Origin of the sequence: Paenibacillus pinihumi DSM 23905 = JCM 16419, from assembly GCF_000422505.1 — a bacterium.
GTDB classification, from domain to species: Bacteria; Bacillota; Bacilli; order Paenibacillales; family Paenibacillaceae; genus Paenibacillus_D; species Paenibacillus_D pinihumi.
This window is the reverse complement of sequence record NZ_KE383864.1, coordinates 1,057,315-1,081,522: the sequence shown is the minus strand read 5'-3', so window position 1 is coordinate 1,081,522 and position 24,208 is coordinate 1,057,315. Positions and strand designations below refer to the sequence as shown.

Annotated in this window: 19 protein-coding genes, 1 tRNA gene and 2 pseudogenes; 21 read left to right on the top strand and 1 reads right to left on the bottom strand. The window is 48.6% G+C overall.

The window, feature by feature from the left end:
• From H583_RS37345 to H583_RS0119140, 4 genes and pseudogenes are all read left to right on the top strand, one after another.
• Positions 1 to 548: pseudogene (locus H583_RS37345) on the top strand (collagen-like protein); the annotation flags it as partial.
• A gap of 127 nt (positions 549 to 675) precedes the next feature.
• Positions 676 to 795, top strand: a pseudogene (locus H583_RS37620) (IS3 family transposase); the annotation flags it as partial.
• Positions 796 to 905: 110 nt separating this feature from the next.
• Positions 906 to 1,565, top strand: coding sequence for a TetR/AcrR family transcriptional regulator (locus H583_RS0119145; protein WP_028561883.1), 660 nt, complete (start codon positions 906 to 908; stop codon positions 1,563 to 1,565).
• 112 nt (positions 1,566 to 1,677) lie between these two features.
• Positions 1,678 to 2,823: an alpha/beta hydrolase gene (locus H583_RS0119140; RefSeq protein WP_028561882.1), complete on the top strand. Its 1,146-nt coding sequence runs from the start codon at positions 1,678 to 1,680 to the stop codon at positions 2,821 to 2,823.
• A gap of 513 nt (positions 2,824 to 3,336) precedes the next feature.
• On the opposite strand, the gene H583_RS0119135 is transcribed toward H583_RS0119140, so the two are convergent.
• Positions 3,337 to 3,410: transfer RNA gene (locus H583_RS0119135), tRNA-Arg, on the bottom strand.
• 224 nt (positions 3,411 to 3,634) lie between these two features.
• Here H583_RS0119135 and H583_RS0119130 point away from each other — a divergent pair.
• The 17 genes from H583_RS0119130 to hemL all read left to right on the top strand — a co-directional run bounded on the left by H583_RS0119130 (position 3,635) and on the right by hemL (position 24,200).
• Positions 3,635 to 4,588, top strand: coding sequence for a hypothetical protein (locus H583_RS0119130; protein ID WP_245585939.1), 954 nt, complete (start codon positions 3,635 to 3,637; stop codon positions 4,586 to 4,588).
• Between the two features lie 209 nt (positions 4,589 to 4,797).
• The gene (tig, locus tag H583_RS0119125) at positions 4,798 to 6,099 is read left to right on the top strand and encodes a trigger factor (protein ID WP_028561880.1); all 1,302 of its coding nucleotides are present in this window, start codon (positions 4,798 to 4,800) and stop codon (positions 6,097 to 6,099) included.
• 333 nt (positions 6,100 to 6,432) lie between these two features.
• Entirely contained in the window at positions 6,433 to 7,020 is a 588-nt protein-coding gene (clpP, locus tag H583_RS0119120; protein WP_028561879.1) for an ATP-dependent Clp endopeptidase proteolytic subunit ClpP, read from the top strand.
• Between the two features lie 23 nt (positions 7,021 to 7,043).
• Positions 7,044 to 8,300: an ATP-dependent protease ATP-binding subunit ClpX gene (clpX, locus tag H583_RS0119115; RefSeq protein WP_028561878.1), complete on the top strand. Its 1,257-nt coding sequence runs from the start codon at positions 7,044 to 7,046 to the stop codon at positions 8,298 to 8,300.
• A 149-nt stretch (positions 8,301 to 8,449) separates the two neighbouring features.
• Complete coding sequence (gene ispG, locus H583_RS0119110; RefSeq protein ID WP_028561877.1) at positions 8,450 to 9,568, top strand: flavodoxin-dependent (E)-4-hydroxy-3-methylbut-2-enyl-diphosphate synthase; 1,119 nt, start codon at positions 8,450 to 8,452, stop codon at positions 9,566 to 9,568.
• A 127-nt stretch (positions 9,569 to 9,695) separates the two neighbouring features.
• Positions 9,696 to 11,408: an ATP-dependent protease LonB gene (lonB, locus tag H583_RS0119105; RefSeq protein WP_425414530.1), complete on the top strand. Its 1,713-nt coding sequence runs from the start codon at positions 9,696 to 9,698 to the stop codon at positions 11,406 to 11,408.
• Positions 11,409 to 11,444: 36 nt separating this feature from the next.
• Positions 11,445 to 13,811: an endopeptidase La gene (gene lon, locus H583_RS33495; RefSeq protein ID WP_051236642.1), complete on the top strand. Its 2,367-nt coding sequence runs from the start codon at positions 11,445 to 11,447 to the stop codon at positions 13,809 to 13,811.
• Entirely contained in the window at positions 13,808 to 14,395 is a 588-nt protein-coding gene (yihA, locus tag H583_RS0119095; protein WP_028561875.1) for a ribosome biogenesis GTP-binding protein YihA/YsxC, read from the top strand. The genes lon and yihA overlap by 4 nt, the downstream gene beginning before the upstream one ends.
• A gap of 203 nt (positions 14,396 to 14,598) precedes the next feature.
• Entirely contained in the window at positions 14,599 to 15,189 is a 591-nt protein-coding gene (locus H583_RS0119090; protein WP_028561874.1) for a hypothetical protein, read from the top strand.
• Positions 15,190 to 15,587: 398 nt separating this feature from the next.
• Positions 15,588 to 15,986 (top strand): adenosylmethionine decarboxylase, encoded by a 399-nt coding sequence (gene speD, locus H583_RS0119085; protein ID WP_028561873.1) that lies wholly within the window; start codon positions 15,588 to 15,590, stop codon positions 15,984 to 15,986.
• 419 nt (positions 15,987 to 16,405) lie between these two features.
• On the top strand, positions 16,406 to 17,815 hold the full coding sequence (hemA, locus tag H583_RS0119080) for a glutamyl-tRNA reductase (protein ID WP_028561872.1): 1,410 nt from the start codon (positions 16,406 to 16,408) through the stop codon (positions 17,813 to 17,815).
• A 39-nt stretch (positions 17,816 to 17,854) separates the two neighbouring features.
• The gene (locus H583_RS0119075; RefSeq protein WP_028561871.1) at positions 17,855 to 18,679 is read left to right on the top strand and encodes a cytochrome C assembly family protein; all 825 of its coding nucleotides are present in this window, start codon (positions 17,855 to 17,857) and stop codon (positions 18,677 to 18,679) included.
• 45 nt (positions 18,680 to 18,724) lie between these two features.
• Positions 18,725 to 19,453, top strand: a complete 729-nt coding sequence (locus tag H583_RS33490; protein WP_051236640.1) for a precorrin-2 dehydrogenase/sirohydrochlorin ferrochelatase family protein — start codon at positions 18,725 to 18,727, stop codon at positions 19,451 to 19,453.
• Entirely contained in the window at positions 19,380 to 20,315 is a 936-nt protein-coding gene (hemC, locus tag H583_RS0119065; protein ID WP_028561870.1) for a hydroxymethylbilane synthase, read from the top strand. The genes H583_RS33490 and hemC overlap by 74 nt, the downstream gene beginning before the upstream one ends.
• Positions 20,312 to 21,871 (top strand): uroporphyrinogen-III C-methyltransferase, encoded by a 1,560-nt coding sequence (cobA, locus tag H583_RS0119060; RefSeq protein ID WP_036709965.1) that lies wholly within the window; start codon positions 20,312 to 20,314, stop codon positions 21,869 to 21,871. Before hemC ends, cobA begins: the two co-directional genes overlap by 4 nt.
• A gap of 13 nt (positions 21,872 to 21,884) precedes the next feature.
• Positions 21,885 to 22,874, top strand: coding sequence for a porphobilinogen synthase (hemB, locus tag H583_RS0119055; RefSeq protein WP_028561868.1), 990 nt, complete (start codon positions 21,885 to 21,887; stop codon positions 22,872 to 22,874).
• 18 nt (positions 22,875 to 22,892) lie between these two features.
• Positions 22,893 to 24,200: a glutamate-1-semialdehyde 2,1-aminomutase gene (gene hemL, locus H583_RS0119050; protein WP_028561867.1), complete on the top strand. Its 1,308-nt coding sequence runs from the start codon at positions 22,893 to 22,895 to the stop codon at positions 24,198 to 24,200.
• The last annotated feature ends 8 nt before the right edge of the window (positions 24,201 to 24,208 follow it).

Here is a 24,208-nt window from a genome sequence, read left to right as displayed (position 1 = left end):
CCGCAGGGACAGCCGGAGTGACAGGTCCGACAGGAGTTACTGGGGTAACCGGAACAGCCGGAACAGCAGGAGTGACCGGTCCAACGGGAGCCACCGGAGTAACAGGAACCGCTGGCGCGGCAGGGACCACCGGCCCAACGGGAGCGACAGGCACAGGTACAATCCGTCAGTTTGTATCAGCTGTTAATAGTACAAACACTACAGGCGGCACCACAATTCCAATTACATTAATCCCTGCAACGTTACAGACACTCACCATCACAGGAGTTACCGCCGGATCGCGCATATGGCTTTCGGGAGTCGCCGGCTTTTTGAATACAGCAGGAAATACAGTGATAGAATTGCAGATATTACGCGGCACTACAGTAATCTACAGTACGAATAACAGTGGCCCGGGAAATAACTCGTATACGACTCAAAGTGCCATGCATGTGGATGCGAATCCCGGAACAGGTACTGTCGTTTATCAATTAGCTGCCTTGACGACGGTCGGAACAGCAACTGCAATAGGGGGAACGACCTTCACAGGCGCTTTAATAATCGGTTAAACAAAAAAACGCTCAAACCTTTGATAAAACAAGGGACTGACCCCCTAGCTTGAGACAAATCAAAACACCTTCAAGAAAATAGAACCATGTCATAAGATATGGGGATAACTTTGGAGGTGTTTTTGCATTGGCAACTAGAGCGAGCTATCCGGTGGAAACAAAGATGAAGGCCATTGAAATGAGATTGGCAGGCGTACCCGTAAAGAAAATTATGGAACAACTCCATGTTCGAAATGAGACACAAGTCTTCATTGGGTGAATCATTAACACGATTCCTAAACTCAAATACTACTTGACATGTGAATCAATTCACAGTATAGTGTGAATTGATTCACACTATACATTAAGAGGTGTTCTATGCCAAAAAATACTTTCTTTCGTTTAGATGAAGCAAGGCGCGAGGAAATATCTAATAGCGCTATGCATCTTTTTGTTGATAATCCTTACGAGGATATAACTATGAAGATGATTTTGGATAGTTTGTCCATGCACCCCGGAACATTTTATCGGTATTTTGAAGACAAAGATGACCTTTATTGTCTCTTAATACGTAATGTGACCCAGAAAAGAGCTGCGTATTTTAATAACAGTAATGAAGATTCCCTTTTCCGGTTTTTCCTTACTGGCTTATTTGGTAACGTTAATGGCATTGTGACCGAGCCACTGAATGAGTTGGAAATCAAACTCATTGAAACATTTTTATACATTCCTGAAAACATTTTGCTTAAAATATATTTGAATGTGCTAAAGGGCGAGTCATTCCCCTTGATCAAGGACATTTTACGCCGAATGAGGGTTGATGGATATCTCCGACCTGATATTGACGACGACCTGATTTCTTTTATGTTTGAGTCAATGCAGTTTAATTTAGTTATGTTTTTTAGGGAATTCGATATTAAGGACTCTAAGCTGCAACATAAGATTAGCAAGTACTTTACTGACTTTATGGGTCATGGGCTGCTTGAAGATCATAAATATTCTGAAATTATGAGCAATTTCAAGAAAGCCAAGGAGTAGATATGACTCACTGAAGATAGGCTGTAATAGTTTCACAGTTTTGAAAAGTGCTCATAGCGCAATGTATGTATTTCACATTCGCCACTTTTATTAATTAAGGGGGAACAAGAAAATGGAAACTTATGACGTATTTCCAGAACCAATTGGCAGCTATACTGTCGGTAGAACCCAGATAGATTTTGAGTACACGGCATCAGATCACTCAAAAAGAGAACTGACGGCGTTTATGTACTATCCGTCCGACAGTAGCGAAGGTAAGAATACATCAACGTACATGTTTCCTGAAGCCTACGAGATGTTTAATGAGCAGCCAGTTAACACTGCGTATCATAAAGGGAAGAATGTTTTCTCTATAGATATCAAGACCCGGTGTTACGACGATCTTGCTCTCTCCGGGAAGGAAAAGCGCTATCCGGTGTTATTTTATGTTTGCGGCGGGGGCGGTTCTCCAGAATGGGGTACAGTGATCTGTACAGACTTGGCAAGCACGGGATATGTTGTGGTCAGCATTGGCCATCAGAATAGCACGATGTATAAGCGTAAAGATGGGCGCCTGTTTAATGCATCAAAGGATTTTTCGGATGTCATTATAGCGTTTTCTGAAGATCCGGAGATGCTGGCGTTTTCTGGTAAGATGGAAATGCGGCCTGACGATGAAACTGCCATTGAGATGTGCCGTAACGTGCTTACACTGCCGATACTTGCCAAGTTCACAGAGTATAGTGAATTACAGGCAGAAGATGTAAGGTATGTAGGCGATTATCTTTACAAACTGGACTCTGGAGAGTTGAATTCCATCTTTAAGGGCAGATTGTTGCTTGACATCGGCATGGGCATATTCGGACATTCTTATGGAGGGGCTACGACGGCGATTGTTTGCCGGGACGACGACCGGTTCGCCTGCGGGATTGGCTTGGATAGCGGTGCGTTCGGCCTTCTCGACAGCGACCTTAAGAAACCCTTCTTGCTGCTGTTTAGTGAACCTAACTACAACATGAATGCGATAATTGGCGCTAACAATAGCATGGAAACCTATTATTTCTCTGTTGATCGTGTTGCGCATTTAGATTACTGCGACATCGTGTTTACCAGTGTTAATGAGGAACTCAGAGGCGAACGGGATGCTATGGAGATGCGAAATCTTGTTACAGACTATACGAAGAACTTTTTTGATCAATACATACTGCAAAAGGCTGCGAGTGTGGAAAGTCTGGCATACGATGGCGTGGACTTGATCAAGAAGACCAGCAATAAGTGACATAACCGAGAGGTTGCTGATAAACGCATATCAAAGAGCTAGCCGTACAGACACAAAGCCGATAACCCCTATTACGCGGTTATCGGCTCTCTCATATTTCAGGCATTGTTTTCTATTTGAAGTATCTATTTCTGTCTTAGCTTGACATCATCCCACCTAAAAATTTGAAAATGCTATTTTTTAAATATTTAAAATGAAACCTGCCACGACTATGTCCTTTCATACTTATAGAATTGCAGATTTTACGCGGTACTACTGTAATCTACAGTACAAATAACAGCGGCCCGGGAAATAACTCATATACGAATCAAAGTGCCATGCATGTGGATGTAAATCCCGGAACAAGCACTGTCATTTATCATTTAGCTGCCTTGACGACGGTCGGAACAGCAACTGCAATCGGGGAACGACCTTTACAGGTGCTTTAATAATGGTTAAATCAAAAAAAACGCTCAAACCTTTGAACAAGGCTTTGAACGTTTTACAATTTCTCTCAAAAATTCCATAAAAAAGCGTCCCAGGAGGGATTCGAACCCCCGACAACTCGCTTAGAAGGCGAGTGCTCTATCCAACTGAGCTACTGGGACATGTGAAGAAATATTCATTTCAAAAACACAACATGGAATATCATACCACGGCACCGTCTGAATAGCAATACTATTTTTTAAAAAAATATTTCATAGTTTTAATCCGGCCGAAAACGGTTAATTGCTCAGACAGCTAGACAATAATAGCATGGGTAAAGTGAAAAATCAATATGCGCACCATTTTTCTCTTTAACGGGTGTTATGTTATAATAATGCCGTAAATCATGAACGGTTGTGGATTTCGGATTAAAGGCGGTGTTACCATTACAGATTCCAAACTACCTCAAGGTGATCCACATTCGGATAACGTATACCTTTTTCCGAAAATGCTGGATCACTATCAAATTCAATTAACCCGCATGCTCGAAGCTGAGCAGTATAATGAAGCGAAGGAGCTTCTGCAGTTTTTGCTCCATTGCCGGGGGGAGGATGCGCGGAATTACGAGGAATGGCAAAGTCTTTTGAACTGGCTCGATATGGCCTTTCCTTCAGGGGAAGAACTGCCGGTATCCCAGGAGGCGGATGAGGAGGAACTTCGTCGTCAGGCACTTGATCCCGGCCAGCAGGATGAATCGTATATTCGCCAGGTTCTCTATATAATGAAGAACCATCCCATGATGGATCAGCAGATTCTTGCTTTAGAGCGGGCAGCGCTGCTCCGGGACCCGGTTGTGGATGCGGAAATTACAAGCTGGCTGTTGGAGAATCAGCTTCATCCTGTACTGCAGTTCAAGGCGCTTCAATGTCTTCGCAAGCGCGGCGCTTCCGGCCGTATTGCATTGAAAAGGATGTCGGAGAAGGTCGAGCTGGAAATGGGAGATACGCCGCTGTCGCTGGATGATTTCCCGGAACCGGTCATTCAGGTTTTGGCGCGGGTGGAGCAGGTGACGGAGTCATTCGATCCCACACTGCCGCATTTTGCCCGTGAAGTATGGAAGGAATGCCTGCAATTTATATATGGCACTTCCATGTATGAATGGATGCTGGAAGGAGATGGGGAAATGATTGACTGCTTTGCGGCTGCCCTTCATTTGACCCTGATGCTCTCGACCTACGGAATGGCGGATGATGACGAAATTCGCGATACATACGGCATTACCCAGACACTTCGTTTTCGTTACGAGCAGGCGTGCAAGATGCTGCGTCATGTAAACGAAGCGGGGGAAAGGCTGGAATAAGATTTTCGAGCCTTGAAATAAGCTGAGATGTTGTTTATAATGGAATGGTTTATGAACGGAAATATGTTTGCGGATGACTCAATTTCATAACCCCCGCCAACTGCTTGAATAAGGCAGCATTTTGAATTTCAAAATGCAGTTTCAATCGTGGAGTTATTTCGAGTTATGGAATTGACTAGGATGCGTAATTTTGGAGGGGAAAGCATAAAATGAAAGCAACTTGGGAAAAAATAGAAAAGAACCTCGTCGAGATTAGTGTTGAGGTTGAAGCGGAGCAAGTCACAGAAGCATTGGACAAGGCGTTCAAAAAAGTCGTTCAAAAGGTAAATGTACCTGGATTCCGTAAAGGTAAAGTACCACGGTCCATGTTTGAAAAACGTTTCGGTATCGAAAGCTTGTACCAGGATGCTATTGATATCCTGCTGCCAGGCGTATACTCCGAAGCTCTGAAAGAAACAGGCGTACTTCCGGTTGACCGTCCTGACATTGATGTAGAGCAATTCGCTGCTGGCGAAACGTTCAAATTCAAAGCGAAAGTAACGGTTAAACCAGAAGTTAAACTGGGCGAGTACAAAGGCATTGAAGTTCCTGCGCCAGTACTGGAAGTTACTGAAGAGGAAATCTCTGCTGAACTGGAACGTCTGCAACAGCGTCATGCCGAGCTCGTAGTGATCGATGAAGGCGAAGCTCAAAACGGAGATACTACAGTTATCGACTTTGAAGGATTCGTAGACGGTGAGGCATTTGAAGGCGGAAAGAGCGAGCGCTATTCCCTTGAACTGGGTTCCGGCTCCTTCATTCCTGGCTTTGAAGAACAAATCATCGGCTTGAACATTGGTGACTTCAAGGATGTTGAAGTGAGTTTCCCTGAGGCATACCATGCTGAGAATCTGGCTGGCAAACCAGCTGTATTCAAAGTTAAACTGCATGAAATCAAACGCAAAAGCCTTCCTGCTCTGGATGATGAGTTTGCAAAAGATGTTAGCGAATTTGACACATTGGACGAGTTCAAGAATGATCTCTCCGAGCGTCTGAAAACTCAAAAAGAAAAAGCAGGCGAGCAAGCTCGTGAAGTTGCAGTCGTTGACAAAGTATCCGAGGCGGCTGAGATCGAAATTCCTGAGGCTATGATTAACACCGAAACAGATTACATCCTGAAGGATTTCGAAAACCGTTTGAGCTCTCAAGGCATGAATCTGGATCTGTACTATCAATTCTCCGGACAAGATGAGGCAGCTCTGCGAGGTCAAATGCGTGTTGATGCTGAGAAGCGTGTACGCAATAACCTGGTTCTGGAGCAAATCGCGAAGGATGAGAATATCTCCGTTAGCGAAGAGGATGTAACTGCCGAGCTGGAGAACCTGTCCAAGGCATACAACCGTCCTGCTGAGGAGCTGCGTGAAATTTTCACTCGCAACGGCAATCTGGAGAATCTGAAGGACGATCTCGTACTTCGCAAAACGATTCAATTTTTGCTTGAAAACAGCAAGACTGTAACAGAAGTCGCATAACATAGAAGATATCCCAGGGATAAGGCACGTTTCTTAAGATACGTGCCTTATTTTAAAATATAAGAATGTATACCCTATAAACTCATTCTTATATTTCCGGAGTGAAGAGCTGCTATTGCCGCCAATGGCGTCTGAAGCTGCTTTCACTTTATAATATGAATACATAACTGCTTTAACCTTTTGAACAACATACTTGTTTGGCCTGCAGCCAGTGCGCGTATTAATTTGCTTCCGCCCGACGTATACTGTACTAGCGGAAAAATGACATCCCTTTCCGAACATGTTAAAATGAAAAGGAACAAATGATTCCCAAAACGAAAAGAGGTTGGTCGCATGAATCTTGTACCTATCGTGGTAGAGCAAAGCAATCGTGGAGAACGGTCCTACGATATTTATTCCCGTCTCCTCAGAGACAGGATTATATTTTTGGGAAGCGCTATTGATGATGATGTCGCCAATCTCGTCATTGCACAACTATTGTTTTTGGCTGCAGATGATCCTGAGAAGGATATTCATCTCTACATTAACTCCCCGGGTGGGTCTGTAACCGCCGGAATGGGTATATATGATACAATGCAATATATTAAGCCGGATGTATCGACGATTTGCGTCGGTATGGCCGCCAGCATGGGGTCATTGCTGCTCACGGCTGGAGCCAAGGGCAAGCGTTTTGCGCTGCCTAACAGCGAAGTCATGATTCATCAGCCGCTTGGCGGCGTGCGGGGACAGGCCGCAGACATCAAAATTCACGCGGACTGGATTCTTCGTACGAAGAAGAAGCTGAATGAAATCTATGTTGATCGTACAGGTCAGCCTTATGAGAAGATTGACCGCGATACGGATCGGGATTACTTTATGAGTGCGGACGAGGCGCTGGCCTATGGGCTGATCGACAAAGTCGTATCGACGACCGAACTCTAATACTGAATCGAAGGGGTGACCAGATGTTTAAATTCAACGATGAAAAGGGACAACTGAAATGTTCCTTCTGCGGGAAATCTCAAGAACAGGTTCGTAAATTAGTCGCCGGTCCAGGCGTATATATATGTGATGAATGTATCGAGCTTTGCACCGAGATCGTAGAAGAGGAATTGGGGCATGAAGAAGAGCTCGACATGAAGGACATCCCGAAACCGAAGGATATCCGCCAAATTTTGGACCAATACGTTATTGGCCAGGAGCAAGCGAAGAAGTCTCTCTCCGTTGCAGTATACAACCACTACAAACGGATTAATTCCCAAAGCAAGATTGAAGATGTGGAATTGCAAAAGAGCAATATTTTGCTTGTTGGTCCGACAGGCTCTGGTAAAACGCTGCTTGCACAGACGATGGCCAAAATATTGAATGTACCGTTTGCAATTGCTGACGCAACATCGCTGACAGAAGCCGGTTACGTGGGTGAGGACGTCGAGAACATCCTGCTCAAGCTGATTCAGGCTGCAGATTATGATGTTGAAAAAGCAGAGCGCGGTATTATTTATATCGATGAAATTGATAAAGTAGCGCGTAAATCCGAGAACCCGTCGATTACCCGTGACGTTTCCGGTGAAGGCGTACAGCAGGCGCTGCTGAAAATTTTGGAGGGTACAGTTGCTTCCGTTCCTCCTCAAGGCGGAAGAAAGCATCCGCATCAGGAATTTATCCAGATTGATACAACAAACATTCTGTTTATTTGCGGCGGCGCATTTGACGGTCTGGAACAGCTTATCAAGCGCCGGATCGGCAAGAAGGTCATTGGCTTTAACGCTAACGGTGAAGGACAGAAGGATCTGAAGGCTGGCGAATATTTGTCTCTCGTGCTGCCTGAGGATTTGCTCAAGTTTGGTCTGATTCCGGAATTTGTCGGTCGTCTGCCGGTAATCTCCAGCCTGGAGCCGCTTGATGAGGAGGCTTTGGTACGGATTCTTTCCGAGCCGAAGAATGCGCTTGTGAAGCAATATCAAAAACTGCTTGAGATGGACAATGTCAAGCTTGATTTTGAATCAGCGGCGCTGGAAGCGATCGCCAAAGAAGCGATTAAGCGCAATACAGGCGCACGCGGTCTGAGAGCAATCATTGAGTCGCTGATGCTGGATGTGATGTATGAAGCGCCTTCCCGTGATGACGTGAATACTTGTATCATTACCGAGAAGGTTGTTGAAGAGAAGATTATGCCGGAGCTGTCTTTGAAGAAGGGTAAGAAAAAAGAAGAGAGCGCATAAAGGCAAGGTAACCTAACCCCACCCGTATGGTTTATGGCGTCCGCTTGGATGGTTTTAAATCATGCGGGTGGACTTTGACTTTTTACTCACATAGAGCTGCGGTCAACTACAGGGGAAGCTGTTTGAAGCTTGGATGGGAGAGATAACCAATGTATTTGCGCACAGACACAGTGCCGGTTAAGGTTGGCAATTTGACCATTGGCGGCACGAATGAAGTCATCATTCAGAGCATGTGTACGACAAAGACAGCGGATGTTGAAGCAACAGTAGCGGAAATATTGCGGCTGGAAGAGGCGGGCTGCCAGGTTGTACGGGTAACCGTCAACAATAAGGAAGCTGCTGAAGCAATCAAGGAAATCAAGAAGCGCATTTCGATTCCGCTCGTAGCCGATATTCATTTCGATTACCGTCTTGCACTGGCTGCAATTGAGAACGGCATTGACAAAGTCCGGATTAATCCGGGAAATATCGGCCGCAGGGAAAAGGTTGAGGCCGTCGTTCAAGCTTGTAAAGAAAAGGGGATTCCGATTCGTATCGGTGTGAATGCCGGATCGCTTGAGAACCATTTGCTTGAGAAATACGGTTATCCGACAGCAGAAGCAATGGTTGAAAGCGCACTGTTCCATATCGGCATTTTGGAAGAACTGGACTTTCATAATATTATCGTATCTCTTAAAGCCTCTGATGTTCCGATGGCGCTTGAAGCCTATCGAATGGCAGCAGAGAAAATCAAGTACCCGCTTCACCTTGGAATTACAGAGGCAGGCACCTTGTATTCCGGTACCATTAAAAGCTCCGCAGGAATTGGCGCGCTGCTGGCGATGGGCATCGGGAATACGGTTCGTATCAGCCTAAGTGCCGACCCGGTTGAAGAGGTTAAGGTAGCACGCGAGCTGCTCAAAACATTCGGACTGATTTCCAATGCGGCGACGCTCGTATCCTGCCCGACTTGTGGACGGCTGGATATTGATTTGTTCTCTATCGCCAACGAAGTAGAAGAATATATTTCAAATATTAAAGTTCCAATCAAGGTATCTGTACTGGGTTGTGCCGTTAACGGACCTGGTGAAGCACGTGAAGCGGATATCGGCATCGCAGGTGCACGGGGCGAAGGACTGCTGTTCCGTTATGGGCAGATGATCCGCAAGGTTCCTGAAGCGGAGCTGCTGAACGAGCTGAAGAAAGAAATAGACGAAATTGTGAGGGTGTTTGAGGAGACTGGGGAAATTCCAGGACGCGAGAAGCATCTTCATCCTCAGCAATCGTAGGACTTGCTCTCCAGTTCCGCTGCCGCGGGGCTGGAGTTTTTTATTGGCGACCACGATTATTCCAACCAGCAGGGGGCAATACTACCAAGTAGTAGAATTGTTTACCATGCAGGGAGGAGTGACAGCAATGAATTTGAATATTGGTGTAGTGGTCATGCTGATACAGGTGTTCTTTGCTATCGTGATCGGATTGTATTTTTGGAATTTGCTTCGCAATCAAAAAACAAACCGGACAGCGGTAGACAGAGAATCAAAGAAAGAGATGGATAAGCTTCGGAAACTGAGGAGTATCTCCTTAACGAAACCGCTGGCTGAAAAAACACGTCCGCAGTCCATGCAGGATATTGTCGGACAGCGTGACGGATTGAGGGCTTTGAAGGCGGCTTTGTGCAGCGCCAATCCACAACATGTCATTATCTATGGTCCTCCGGGCGTCGGCAAGACGGCCGCGGCCCGGGTCGTGCTGGAAGAAGCGAAGAAAAATCCGACTTCGCCGTTTATGCAGGATGCCAAATTTACAGAAATTGATGCGACTACAGCCCGTTTTGACGAGCGGGGAATTGCAGACCCTCTAATTGGTTCGGTCCATGATCCGATCTATCAAGGGGCAGGAGCAATGGGGGTTGCAGGTATACCGCAGCCGAAGCCGGGAGCCGTAACCAAAGCGCATGGCGGAATTTTGTTTATTGATGAAATCGGTGAATTGCATCCGATTCAGATGAATAAATTATTAAAGGTTTTGGAAGACCGCAAGGTGTATTTGGAGAGCGCTTATTACAATTCCGAGGATAGTAATGTTCCAATGTTTATACATGATATATTCCAGAACGGTCTGCCTGCCGATTTCCGCCTGGTGGGCGCGACTACCCGCTCGCCGCAGGAGATTCCGCCGGCTATCCGCTCCCGTTGTATGGAAATCTATTTCCGCCCGCTGCTGGCTGATGAGATCGGGCAAATTGCGACAAGTGCGGTCCGCAAGATCGGGTTCAAGCCGGATGAGAAAGCAATTGAAGTTGTTAAGCGATATGCAACCAACGGGCGTGAGGCGGTTAATGTAGTGCAATTGGCCGCAGGGCTTGCCTTGTCAGAAGGCCGTGATGGCATTAGCGCAAGCGATATTGAATGGGTGGTGAACAGCAGCCAGATTCCCCCTCGTCCGGATCGTAAAGTGCCGGCAGAGCCGCAAGTCGGGTTTGTCAATGGCCTGGCAGTATACGGGCCGAACATGGGAACCCTGCTGGAAATCGAGGTCAGCGCGATTCCGGTCCAGGCAGGAAGCGGAAAGTATACCATTACAGGTGTTGTAGACGAGGAAGAGCTTGGTGGAGGTACCCGGACACTGCGCCGTAAAAGCATGGCGAAGGGCTCTGTAGAGAATGTACTCACTGTGCTGCGGATAATTGGCCTGAAGCCGGATAATTTTGATTTGCATATTAACTTTCCGGGCGGGACGCCTATCGACGGACCGTCGGCGGGAATTGCAATGGCAACTGCCATCGCATCGGCTATTACAGGGGAGAAAGTGGATAACAAGCTTGCCATGACTGGAGAGGTTGGTATCCACGGCAATGTGAAACCGGTGGGCGGTGTGCTGGCCAAGGTAGAGGCCGCATTTCAAGCGGGAGCCGAGACCGTTATTATCCCAAGAGAAAACTGGCAGGCTATATTTGAAGATTTGCAGGGCTTAAAGGTAATTCCGGCGGATCATATTCACGAAGTACTGCGTTATGCTCTGCCTAAACGTGATTTTACTGCGGCAGAAGTGGATGCGAATGCAGCCCAGAATGAAATTTTTGCGCCAACAGGGGTATCTTATTTGCAGGCAGATTCCGCAGAATGATAAAATAGGGATAGACAGACAATTGGAGGTGCTGGTTTGGTGCCAGGCAAATGGAAAGGCCGTCGTTTGCCCCTGTTGCCTTTACGGGGGCTTCTTGTTTATCCCAGCATGGTTCTCCACCTGGATGTAGGCCGGGAAAAATCAGTCCGTGCGCTGGAAAAATCGATGGTTGATGATCATATGATTTTGCTCTGCTCGCAATCGGAGGTTAACATTGAGGAGCCGAGCCAGGAGGATATATACCGCATTGGGACGATTGCCCGCGTCCGGCAGATGCTCAAGCTGCCTAACGGAACGATCCGGGTGCTGGTGGAAGGTGTCATGCGGGCGGAAATTATCGACTATCTGCCTAATGAGGAGTTCTATGAAGTCAATGTGAAAGAACTGCCGGAAGAGGAGACGAGCGATCCGGAGATCGATGCGTTAATGCGGACAGTGCTGACACAGTTCGAACATTATATCAACCTGTCCAAGAAGGTGACGCCGGAGACGCTTGCTGCCGTATCGGATATTGATGAGCCGGGACGGCTGGCTGATGTGATCACAAGCCATCTCTCTCTTAAGATTAAGGATAAACAGGATATTCTGGAGACTGTGGCGGTAAGGGATCGTCTGGAGAAGCTTCTCGATATTCTCAACAATGAGCGTGAGGTGCTGGAGCTCGAACGCAAGATCGGCCAGCGCGTCAAGAAGCAGATGGAGAAGACGCAGAAGGAATATTACTTGCGCGAGCAAATGAAGGCGATTCAGAAGGAGCTTGGCGAGAAGGAAGGGCGCGCTGGCGAGGTAGAGGAGCTTCGCAGCCAGCTGGCGGAATCCGGCGTGTCGGATTCGGTCAGGGAGAAGGTCGAGAAGGAGATCGACCGTCTGGAGAAAATGCCTTCAACTTCGGCTGAGGGCGGCGTCATTCGCAATTACATTGATTGGCTGCTTTCTCTGCCTTGGCAGAAGCGGACGGAGGACAATCTCGACATCAAGCGTGCAGAGGCTATCCTGGACGAGGATCACTACGGGCTTGAAAAGCCGAAAGAGCGCGTGCTCGAATATTTGGCCGTTCAGCAGCTTGTCCAAAAGCTGAAAGGACCCATCCTTTGTCTTGTTGGACCGCCAGGGGTCGGTAAGACCTCCATGGCCCGTTCCATCGCCAAGTCGCTGGGACGCGAGTTCGTCCGTATTTCGCTCGGTGGTGTGCGGGATGAAGCAGAGATCAGAGGTCACCGCAGAACTTATGTCGGGGCAATGCCCGGAAGAATCATTCAGGGAATGAAGACAGCTGGAACACTGAATCCGGTATTTTTGCTGGATGAGATTGATAAGATGGCCATGGACTTCCGGGGCGATCCGGCTTCAGCGCTGTTGGAGGTACTGGACCCGGAACAAAACAATACGTTCAGTGATCACTTTATTGAAGTCCCATTTGACTTATCCAACGTCATGTTTATCACGACTGCGAATGTGGTTCACAATATTCCCCGCCCGCTTCTGGACCGGATGGAGGTTCTCAACATCCCGGGCTACACGGAGCTGGAGAAAACCCAGATTGCGAAGCGCTATCTGGTGCCCAAGCAAAAGCGTGAGCACGGTCTTGCCGAGGATCAGTTAAAGATTGAGGAACCGGCAGTATTGCAAATGATTCGTGAATATACGCGGGAGTCAGGGGTCCGCAACCTGGAGCAGCAAGCTGCCGCGGTATGCCGCAAAGCTGCCAAGGAACTGGTCACAGATCCTGCAAAGGCGCCGATAAACGTCGATTCTGCCCAGCTCAAGGAATGGCTTGGACCAGCCAGATTCCGCTATGGAATGGCTGAATCGGAAAATCAGGTCGGGGCTGTAACTGGTCTGGCCTGGACTGAGGTAGGGGGCGACACCCTTGTCATCGAGGTTACGGTTATGCCGGGGAGCGGCAAACTTACCCTGACAGGGAAGCTGGGAGATGTCATGAAAGAATCAGCCCAGGCAGCTTTCAGCTATACGCGATCCAAAGCGCTGGAGCTCGGGATCGACCCGCAGTTCCATGAGAAGAACGATATCCACATTCATATTCCGGAAGGGGCGATTCCGAAGGATGGGCCGTCAGCCGGAATTACAATGGCGACAGCGCTGATTTCTGCGCTTACCGGACGTTTTGTGGATAAGGAAGTAGCGATGACCGGAGAAATTACGCTCCGTGGGCGGGTATTGCCGATTGGCGGGCTGAAGGAGAAATCACTAGCTGCCCATCGCGCGGGTATCCGCAAAGTTTTATTGCCGAAGGACAACGAACGGGATTTGCGCGACATTCCCGAGAGCGTGCGCAGCGAATTGAATTTTTATCCGGTATCAAATATGGATGAAGTACTCGGCCACGCACTGCTGGGAGCGTCGGACAGCGCATCTGCCATACAAACAGGGAGATCAGAATGAAAATAACTCAAGCCGAATTTGTCATCAGTGCGGTTCTGCCGCATCAATATCCTGAGGACGCCTTGCCGGAGATTGCTCTGGCGGGGCGTTCCAATGTCGGGAAGTCTTCGTTGATTAATAATTTGATCATGCGCAAGGCCTTGGCCCGTACAAGCTCGCAGCCGGGCAAGACCCAACAGCTTAACTATTACCGGGTTAATGATAAGGTTTACTTTGTAGATTTTCCCGGCTACGGCTATGCCAAAGTATCCAAGACGGAGCGCCAGGCATGGGGAGTCATGATTGAGACTTATTTGAAAGAACGGGAACCGCTGAAGATGGTGCTGCTGATTGTTGACCTGCGCCATCCGCCAAGCAAGGACGACCAGCTCATGTACGGCTGGCTGAAGCATTTTAATATTCCGGTTACGATTGTGACTACCAAGGCGGACAAACTCCCGCGCAGCAAATGGGACAAACATTTGAAGGTGGTCAAGCAGACGCTGGAGGCAGATCCGAGAGACAAGGTAATCATGTACTCCTCAGAAAAAGGAATCGGCCGCGAAGAACTGTGGCAGGTTATTGAGGAAAAGATTAACGGATAGGGCAGCAAGTGCGTTAACTTCAACCCGAAAAGCGAGAATTCAGGAAAAATCCCCGGACTTATCGTGAATTTTTCAAGATTTTATTGAAATATGCTCAAATATCAGGACTCGGCGGCAGGAATATTATTTTTGGATCACGTATAATTATGATTAGGCAGAAAGTGATTCTATTCGTGGAAGTTTAAAGAATTGAGGAGATTTTTATGGCTCAGCGGTTAGCCACAGAGTATGTGAAAGCCCGTCTGCAGTTAACAGAAGAAGAGATGTCCAGGTTTGTCAGGTTTTTCGGTGACCAGCATATCCGCATGCAAGTCCGTGTGCTTGATGGCGGCAATCAGGAGCTGGTTTTGGAGGACGATGCAGGCAAGGAGGAGATCCGCCTCACGTTTGAACGACAAGAAGACCTCTTTGTAGGTGAGCTTTCCTGCCGTTTGGTATATCCAAAATTAACGAATGCGATGCGTAAAGCAGTCTCCATGTTCAAGGGAGATGCAATCGTAAACCGTATTTATCCTAACTATACGATGATCTATCATTACGTCTCCGGCGCAGTACACAAAATCGTCGAGTCCTCTAAAGGCAAGTCCCGTCTTGTATATGAATGGAAAAATACGATGGGGCAGCTGGAGAAGCGGTTTACCAGCCTGACCGTCGAGCAGGAGATTGCATTCAATCAGAATGCGATTAATGAACTGCTTGATTTGCGCAATCAGGCGAAGCAGGCGGAGGAAGTTGCTGCTATTGACGAGCGGCTTCGCGAACACGCCAAAAAGCTGTTTATTCTTGAGGCATAGTAATTGATTTGGGTTTTGCCGCTCTTCGGAGCGGCATTTTTTATTTAGATATCCAATCAATTTCAGCCTTTTATGTTTTGAAACATATTTGTTCTTCAAGCATGAAGCCTGATTATACACACGCACAGCGGTTTAGGCATAGATTATGTAGGGCCGTTCATCACCTGCGTATTGGGAGCTTGAACGTCCGGGCAAATAAATCAGATTAATTTTTGAAAAACTGTTGCATTTCTGGTCAATAGATGTTATTTTTATTCTCGTTGAACAGAATATTAGGAACCAGGATTCACTCAGGACATGGAATGTTTTCAGAGACTATTCCCTTGGGTAGTGAATGACGTAGGTCCTAGCGGATGAAATTTTCAAACATTTTATTCCTAGGAAGGGGGAACCGGAAGATGGAATACTCAACTTTCGGAAGACACGTTGCTGTTGATACTTGGGGTGTTGACTTCGAGCTTTTGAACAGTGCGGAATTTTTACAAGCCCAAATGGTAGAAGCTGCGGAAAGTTGCGGCGCTACTGTACTCTCAGTTCAAGCCAAGCAATTCGAGCCTCAAGGGGCGACGGTTTTAGTCTTGCTGTCGGAAAGTCATCTTTCTATTCACACGTATCCTGAGAAAGGTTTTGCTGCAATGGATTGCTACACCTGCGGCGAGACTGTGGATCCACAAATGGCCATTGATTATATGTTGTCTGTACTGAAGCCGAAGACCGTACATGCGAAGAAACTTGTTCGCGGCATGGGCGAGCTTAAAGTTGAAGAGCCTGTTATGCAACAGGCGGAGCTGGTATAACATTTCAGCGTTTCAAGTGTAACCGGATGCTGCATCGTTGGCGCCGCTCACGTAGAATATAAGACAGTATAGGGACGGCATGTATACTCTCCTTATATCTTAATGAAGCCATGGAATTATCCATGGCTTTTTGTTTTAAGAATATCTTATGCCTGTTATCGAGGCATGCACTAAGATGATGACAAGTGAGTGAGGGACTCTTCTCTGCCACCGGTACAAATCGGTTTTCAATAATAATCGGAGAATTTCATTATGCTGCCTGTCACTTTATTTTTTACCTGAAATAGAGTATAAGCAGGCGTACTGCCGCTCACACTAGAGTAGTGATGGTTCATACTTTATTCATAAATGGCAAAGTACAGGTATTTTGACTATGCTATAATGTTTCTTAGAATCTTAGACGAGGCAGGTGATTGCAGATGCACATTATTGTGGTTGGTCTGAACCATCGGACAGCGCCGGTTGAAGTAAGAGAACAATTCGCGTTTTCCGATAAAGAGCTGCCGCTCGCTTTGAAGCAGCTCAAACAGACAAAAAGCATAATGGAATGTGTCATCGTTGCGACCTGTAACCGGACGGAAATCTATGCGGTTGTAGATCGGCATCATTTATGCGGACATTATATCCGCAGTTTTCTGGAGCAGTGGTTTAAGCTCCCGCGTGTAGAGTTTACCAATCATTTATATATGTACGAAGATGACCGTGCGATTGAGCATCTGATGCGGGTGGCATCAGGCCTCGATTCGATGGTGATCGGAGAGACACAGATATTAGGGCAGGTCCGCAATGCGTTTTTGCTCGCTCAAGAGCAAAAAACGACGGGTACGCTGTTCAATATGCTGTTTAAGCAGGCTGTAACGATGGCCAAACGCGCCCATACCGAGACGATGATTGGCGAAACGGCCGTTTCGGTCAGTTACGCCGCTGTAGAGCTGGGTAAGCGGATTTTTGGCCAGTTCAACAAAAAGACAGTGATGATTATCGGTGCCGGCAAAATGAGTGAACTGACGGTCAAGCATCTGTATGCCAACGGCGCAAGCCGCGTTATTGTGGTAAACCGCACATATGACAGGGCTGTAGCGCTTGCTTCCAAATTCAATGGAGAGCCGCGCACGATGGAAGAGGCAGCCTTGCTGCTTCATGATGTTGATATTGTGATCAGCTCTACAGGATCGGAAGGCTACGTGCTGACAAAAGAACAAGTGAGCCAGGCGATGAAGCGCCGGGCTTCAAGGCCGCTGTTTCTGATCGATATCGCGGTTCCAAGAGATCTTGATCCGGCTATTGCTGCCGTGGACAATACGTTCTTGTATGATATTGACGATATGGAAGGAATTGTGGAGAATAATCTGGAGCAGCGTCGCAAGGAATCTCTCAAGATTGAGGCCATGATTGAATCGGAGATGAATATATTCAAGCAATGGTACAAGACGCTTGGTGTTATCCCGCTAATTCGCACGCTTCAGGAAAAGGCTGCCTCCATTCATGACGAAACGATGGAGAGCATGATGAACAAGCTTCCTGATTTGGACGAGCGCCAGCAGAAGGTTATCCGCAAGCTGACCAAGAGTATTGTCAATCAGCTGTTATCCGATCCGATTCAACGAATTAAGGAAATGGCGGATGACAAGCGTTCCGATGAAGCGATGGACTTGTTTGTCAAGCTGTTCGCCCTTGAAGAGCCGCTGGAACAGGCCAAGCTGACTGAGCGTCTTGCAGACAAAGAAGCAGTTGCGTCAAGACATGGATTAAAGTCGCAAACTACTGCACAAGGCAATGCCCGACCGTCACAGTCGGCCGTGAACGGTATGACTGCCGCAGTTACCTAGGGTAAGGCTAAGGCAGGCGCAAACATTCGGGAGGCGCCTATGATTACTAAAAATATGTTTTATGACATTATGATCTATGTGTATGCCCTGAGCCTGCTGTTTTATTTCTCCGATGCTGCTGATGCGAGTCGGAGAGCGAAACGGATGGGCACAGGGCTGCTTATTTTCGTTTGGCTGCTGCAAACCGGTTATTTGATCTATAAGTTATTGGTGCATATCCATTCGGATGTTTTTACTCTATTTGAATATTTATTTTTCTTTTCCTGGCTGCTCGTCACAAGTTCATTAATCATGAGCCGTTTTTTCAGGATTGAATATTTGGTCTTTTGTATAAATGTTGTCGGATTTGTTGTGCTGGTATTAAATTTAATTAGCCGTCCGGAATCCTTTATTCCGCTGGCCACTCATGATTTGGCGCTTACCTTGTTGTACCTCCATATCAGTCTCGTCATTTGTGCCTATGCCGTATTTACGATTAGTGCCATCTTTGCCTGTATGTATATATTTCTGCATAGCAGACTCAGACGCAAAAAATGGACGGTTAGTGTAAGACGCCTTCCCAGTCTGGAGAATATTGACCGTTATGTTTTCCGAACGGTTATTATCGGCATTCCGCTGCTTGTATTGTCTTTGGCGGTTGGCGTAACCTCCATTATTGTTGAAGACAAGGCATTCTTGCTGCTGGATTTTAAAGTTATTACTTCGACGATAGCTGTTATCTTTTATTTCATCTATTTATTTCACCGGACCATGCTCCAGAGACCAGGCTACAAAACCTCGGCCTGGAACATCGCGGCTTTTACAATTCTGATATCCAATCTATTCCTGAATTCATTGTCCAAATTCCATAATTGGCTGTCCTGAGATAAGTGAAGGCCGCCATGAAGATGTATTGAGGGGGCGGTGAGCTTGGAGTCCTATTATCCGGTTATGCTCAACGTACAGGGCCGCCGCTGCCTGGTGGCAGGCGGCGGCCCTGTTGCACAGCGGAAGGTTCAGGGGTTGCTCGAATGCGGAGCTGAGGTCGTTCTTGTCAGTCCTGCGGTAACTCCCAGCCTTGCAGAGCTTGCCAGGCAGGGAATGATTCTGCTGCTGGCAAGAGAATACGAGTCCGGTGATTTAACCGGGTCCATGCTTGTCTTTGCACTGACCAATCAGAGACAGGTTAATGCTAAAATTGCTGAGGAAGCTGCCAGAGCAGGCATTCCTGTGAACGTTGCAGATGAGGCGGAAGAAGGCGACTTCATACTTCCAGCTGTTGTCAGGCGCGGGCCTCTGGTGCTGACCGTATCGACTTCAGGGGCGAGTCCGGCATATGCAGGGCGCATCAAGGATGAGCTGGCGGAGCGGTATGATGAAGATTTGATTTCTTATGTTCGCTGGCTGGGAAGGCTTCGCGGGCATATCATGCGGCAGGTCTCAGACAGCGGGCTGCGACGTAAGCTGCTGCGCGAGGCCATCCATTGCACGCCCCCCGAAGATATGGAAGACGAAAATGAAAGCCGGCTTATTCTTTACATAGAACAGCTAAAACAAAAGGTAAAGAGAAAGGGGCATCTAGTCCATGAGCAGCAGAACGATTATAGTGGGAACAAGACAGAGCGCGCTTGCGTTGACGCAGACCGGACAAGTAATTGACGAGCTGCAAAAAATCAGCGATCAGCATCAGTTGGGCTTAAGCTTTGAAATTCGCAAGATTGTCACCAAAGGAGACCGGATTCTCGATGTGACGCTGTCGAAGGTTGGCGGCAAGGGGCTATTTGTCAAGGAAATTGAGCAGGCATTGCTGGATAAGGAGATCGATATCGCCGTTCACAGTATGAAGGATATGCCGCATGCGCTCCAAGACGGACTGATGAACGGAGCAGTGCCTGTGCGTGTAGATCCAAGGGATTGTCTGGTTACCCGTAATGGACTTGGCTTTTATGATTTGCCTCACGGCGCGAAGGTCGGAACAAGCAGCCTGCGGCGTTCGTGCCAGCTCAAGCATGCGCGTCCTGATTTGCAGCTTGAATGGATTAGAGGCAATATAGACTCGCGCATCCGCAAGCTGGAGACCGAAGGCTTTGATGCCATCGTACTCGCTGCTGCAGGACTGACAAGAATGGGCTGGACCGATAAAATATCGGACTACATTCCTGTGGAGCTCTGTATCCCTGCTGTCGGGCAGGGAGCACTCGGAATTGAATGCCGGGAAGAAGATGATGCTGTCCGCCATCTGTTGTCGCTTTACAATGATCCGCTGTCTGCCCGTACAGTAGCCGCAGAGCGCAGCTTCCTCGGGACTTTGAACGGGGGTTGTCAGGTTCCGATCGGAGCGTATGCCGTTATGAAGGATGAGCATACGATTGAACTGACCGGAACTGTAGGCACGCCTGACGGCAACGTGCTGCTTAAGGAAGCAGCTTCCGGTACGGATCCGGTCGCTTTGGGCATCCAGGTAGCGGAGCTGTTATGTGAGCGGGGTGCGGAAGAGATTCTGGCACAGGTTAGGGGATGAATGTGTTGGATAAGGGGAAGGTATACCTGGTAGGCGCTGGGCCTGGTGATCCGAAGCTGATCACGGTCCGCGGATTGGAATGTCTGGCAGCGAGCGATGTGGTCGTCTATGACCGGCTGGCAAGCCCGCGTCTGCTGCGGCATCTAAAGCCGGGAACGAAGAAGGTCTACGTCGGCAAGCTGCCGGACCGTCATACGATGAAGCAGGAAGAAATTAATCAGCTGCTTGTGGATTTGGCACTGGAGGGCAATACGGTGACCCGTTTGAAGGGCGGTGACCCGACAATCTTCGGCCGTGTCGGCGAGGAAGCCGAGCTGCTGCGGCAGAATGGCATTGAGTATGAGATTATCCCGGGCATTACCTCGGCTATCGCTGTGCCCGCCTATGCGGGCATTCCGGTTACACACCGGGACTTGGCATCATCTCTTTCCATCATTACCGGGCACGAGAGTCCGGAGAAGCTGGACCAGTCCATCTATTGGGATAAGGTAACGAATGCAACCGGGACACTTATTTTCTTGATGGGTGTAGCCAAAATCGGTTATATTGCAGGCCAGCTTATAAAGCACGGCAGAAACCCGGAAACTCCCGTTGCTCTCATCCGCTGGGGGACCCGAGTCGAGCAGGAGACGCTGGTCGGTACACTTGCGACGATTGAGCAGCAGGTAAAAGAGGCTGATTTTCAACCTCCTGCCGTAATCGTCGTAGGTGAAGTCGTGAGACAGCGTGAGAAGCTGAAATGGGTTGAGCGGCGTCCTTTGTTCGGGACGCGTGTTCTTGTAACCCGCTCGAGAGCGCAAGCCAGTGAGCTTGCTGATGAGATTGAGGCGCTGGGCGGGGAGCCGCTAGAGTATCCGGTCATCGAGTTGCGGGAGCCTGAAGATGAGCAGATTGTAGCTTCTATACAAGAAGCTTTGTCTGCCGCTGAACAATATGACTGGATCATGTTCACCAGCACTAACGGCGTTGACTACTTCTTTGAGTGGATTCGCAAGCTGAATATCGATATTCGGCGATTTTATAAGGCCCGGATTGCAGCCGTCGGCCCAAAGACAGCCTCGCGGCTGAAGGACCTTGGCTTGCAGGTTGACGTGCTGCCCGTGAAGTTTCAGGCGGAGGGGCTGTTGGATGATCTTGTAGACAAGCTGGAGGCAGGCCAGAAGGTGCTCCTGCCACGTGGCGATCTTGCCCGTGAAGTGCTGCCAAGACATCTTGAAGCGCGTGGGCTGATACCGATTGAAATCGATGTCTACGAATCCGTGCTTGGCGAAGGCGGCGAAGAGAATGTTGTCGAGCTGCTGGAGAACAAGCAGGTGCATATGATTACATTTACAAGCTCTTCTACCGTAAGAAATTTGTTGAAGCGGCTTTCACAAGAAGGCGTTGCCGACCCGGTCAAGTTGCTGGAGGGGGCAGTCATTGCCTCCATAGGGCCCGTAACGTCTGCAACCGTCCGTGAGGCGGGATTGACTGTTCATATTGAGCCGGGGGAAGCTACGATCGCAGGATTGCTTCATGCCGTAGCCGCCTACCGTAGCCAAACCAGATCACAGTAAGGGGGACCAGCCAATGAGCTTTCCAGTTGTAAGACACCGGAGATTGCGGCGCAATGCCGCGCTGCGCAATCTTGTCCGTGAAACGTATGTCACAGTGAATGACTTTATTTATCCGATCTTTGTCACAGAGGGAACCAACAAAAAGGAAGAAATTCCGTCTATGCCGGGTGTCTATCATTTTTCATTGGACCGTCTGGAAGAGGAAATTCGCGAGGTTGCAGCCGCCGGACTGCAAGCGGTGCTGCTGTTCGGAGTTCCGGCAGAGAAGGACGCGGCCGGTTCGCCGGCCTATGATCATAACGGGATTGTGCAGCAGGCGACACGCAAGGTCAAGGAGTGGGCTCCCGAGCTTGTAGTCATTGCCGATACTTGCCTGTGCCAATTTACCGATCATGGCCATTGCGGCGTAATCGAGCATCACCCCCGCACCGGAGAGGCGGAAATCGTCAACGATGCTTCACTGGAGCTGCTTGTGAAGACAGCTGTGTCCCAGGCTGAAGCAGGAGCGGATATTATTGCGCCTTCCAACATGATGGACGGATTTGTTCATGCAATCCGTGAAGGGCTGGATGCAGCAGGATATGAGCAAGTTCCGATTTTGTCCTATTCTGTGAAGTATGCCTCCGCATTCTATGGACCGTTCCGTGATGCGGCTCATTCCACGCCACAATTCGGCGACCGTAAATCCTATCAGATGGACCCGGCGAACTTGCGCGAAGCGCTGCGTGAGGCGGAGTCCGATGTACAAGAGGGTGCAGATATGCTGATGGTGAAGCCTGCTCTTGCGTATATGGATGTTATTCGGATGCTGAAAGAAAATTATGATCTGCCGGTAGCGGCGTATAATGTCAGTGCGGAGTATTCCATGGTAAAGGCTGCTGCCCAAAACGGCTGGATTGATGAAAAAGCGATTGTGCTTGAGCTGCTCACTGGGCTTAAGCGCGCAGGCGCAGATTTGATTATTACCTACCATGCGAAAGATGCGACAGGCTGGCTGAAATAAACGAAAGGTGTGAGAGCGATGGATACAAATGCAAATCAAAAAGTCCGGTCGGACGAACGTTCCAAAGCAGCTTTTGAAAAGGCGAAGCAGGTAATCCCCGGCGGGGTCAACTCTCCGGTACGCGCTTTTAAATCCGTTGGTCTGACTCCCGTATATGTCGATCGTGCAGCAGGCTCCCGTGTTTATGATATCGATGGCAACAGCTACATTGATTATGTGTTGTCCTGGGGGCCTCTCATTATGGGTCACGCCCACCCAGAGGTGGTAGAGGCATTAAAACGTACAGCAGAGAAGGGAACGAGTTTCGGCGCTCCAACGGAGCTGGAGACGAAGATGGCTGAGCTTGTTGTGGAGCGGATGCCGTCCGTTGATATTGTGCGGATGGTTAATTCAGGTACGGAAGCTACAATGAGCGCCCTTCGTCTTGCACGCGGCTATACGAAGCGGCAGAAGATTCTGAAATTCGAGGGCTCCTATCACGGACATGCAGACAGCCTCCTCATAAAAGCGGGTTCCGGTGTGGCAACACTTGGTTTGCCGGATAGTCCGGGCGTTCCCGAATCTGTGGCAACCCACACGATTACGGTTCCCTATAATGATTTGGAATCTGTCAAGCTTGCGTTTGAGCGTTTTGGCGAGGAAATTGCTTGTATCATCGTGGAGCCGATTGCCGGCAATATGGGGGTTGTCCCTCCGCTGCCGGGCTTCCTGACCGGTCTGCGCGAGGTCACCAGCCAATATGGCAGCCTGCTTATCTTTGACGAGGTGATGACCGGTTTCCGCGTTCATTACAACAGTGCGCAGGGATTGTACGGTGTAACCCCGGATTTGACGTGCATGGGTAAAGTCATCGGAGGCGGACTTCCGGTAGGCGCGTACGGCGGAAAGCGTGAGATTATGGAGATGATGGCGCCAAGCGGGCCAATTTATCAGGCAGGAACTCTGTCAGGCAATCCGCTCGCTATGGCAGCAGGCTACACTACGCTGAAGCTTTTGACGCCGGAAGTGTATGAGAAGCTGGAGAGGCTTGCCGTACGATTGCATCAGGGACTTGAGCAAAATGCCCAAAAGCACGGTATCCCTTGCACGATTAACCGTGTCGGTTCCATGGTGTGCCCATTTTTTACCGACACCCACGTCATCAATTACGATACAGCCAAACAAGCGGATTTGGAGCGGTTCAAGGCGGTATTCGCCAGCTTGCTGAACCAGGGCATCAGCATTGCCCCTTCCCAGTTCGAAGGCATGTTCGTCTCCGCGGTACATACCGAAGAAGATATCGATCAGACGATTGCTGCGCATGAGCTTGCGCTGCGCCGTCTGTAGGCAAGGAG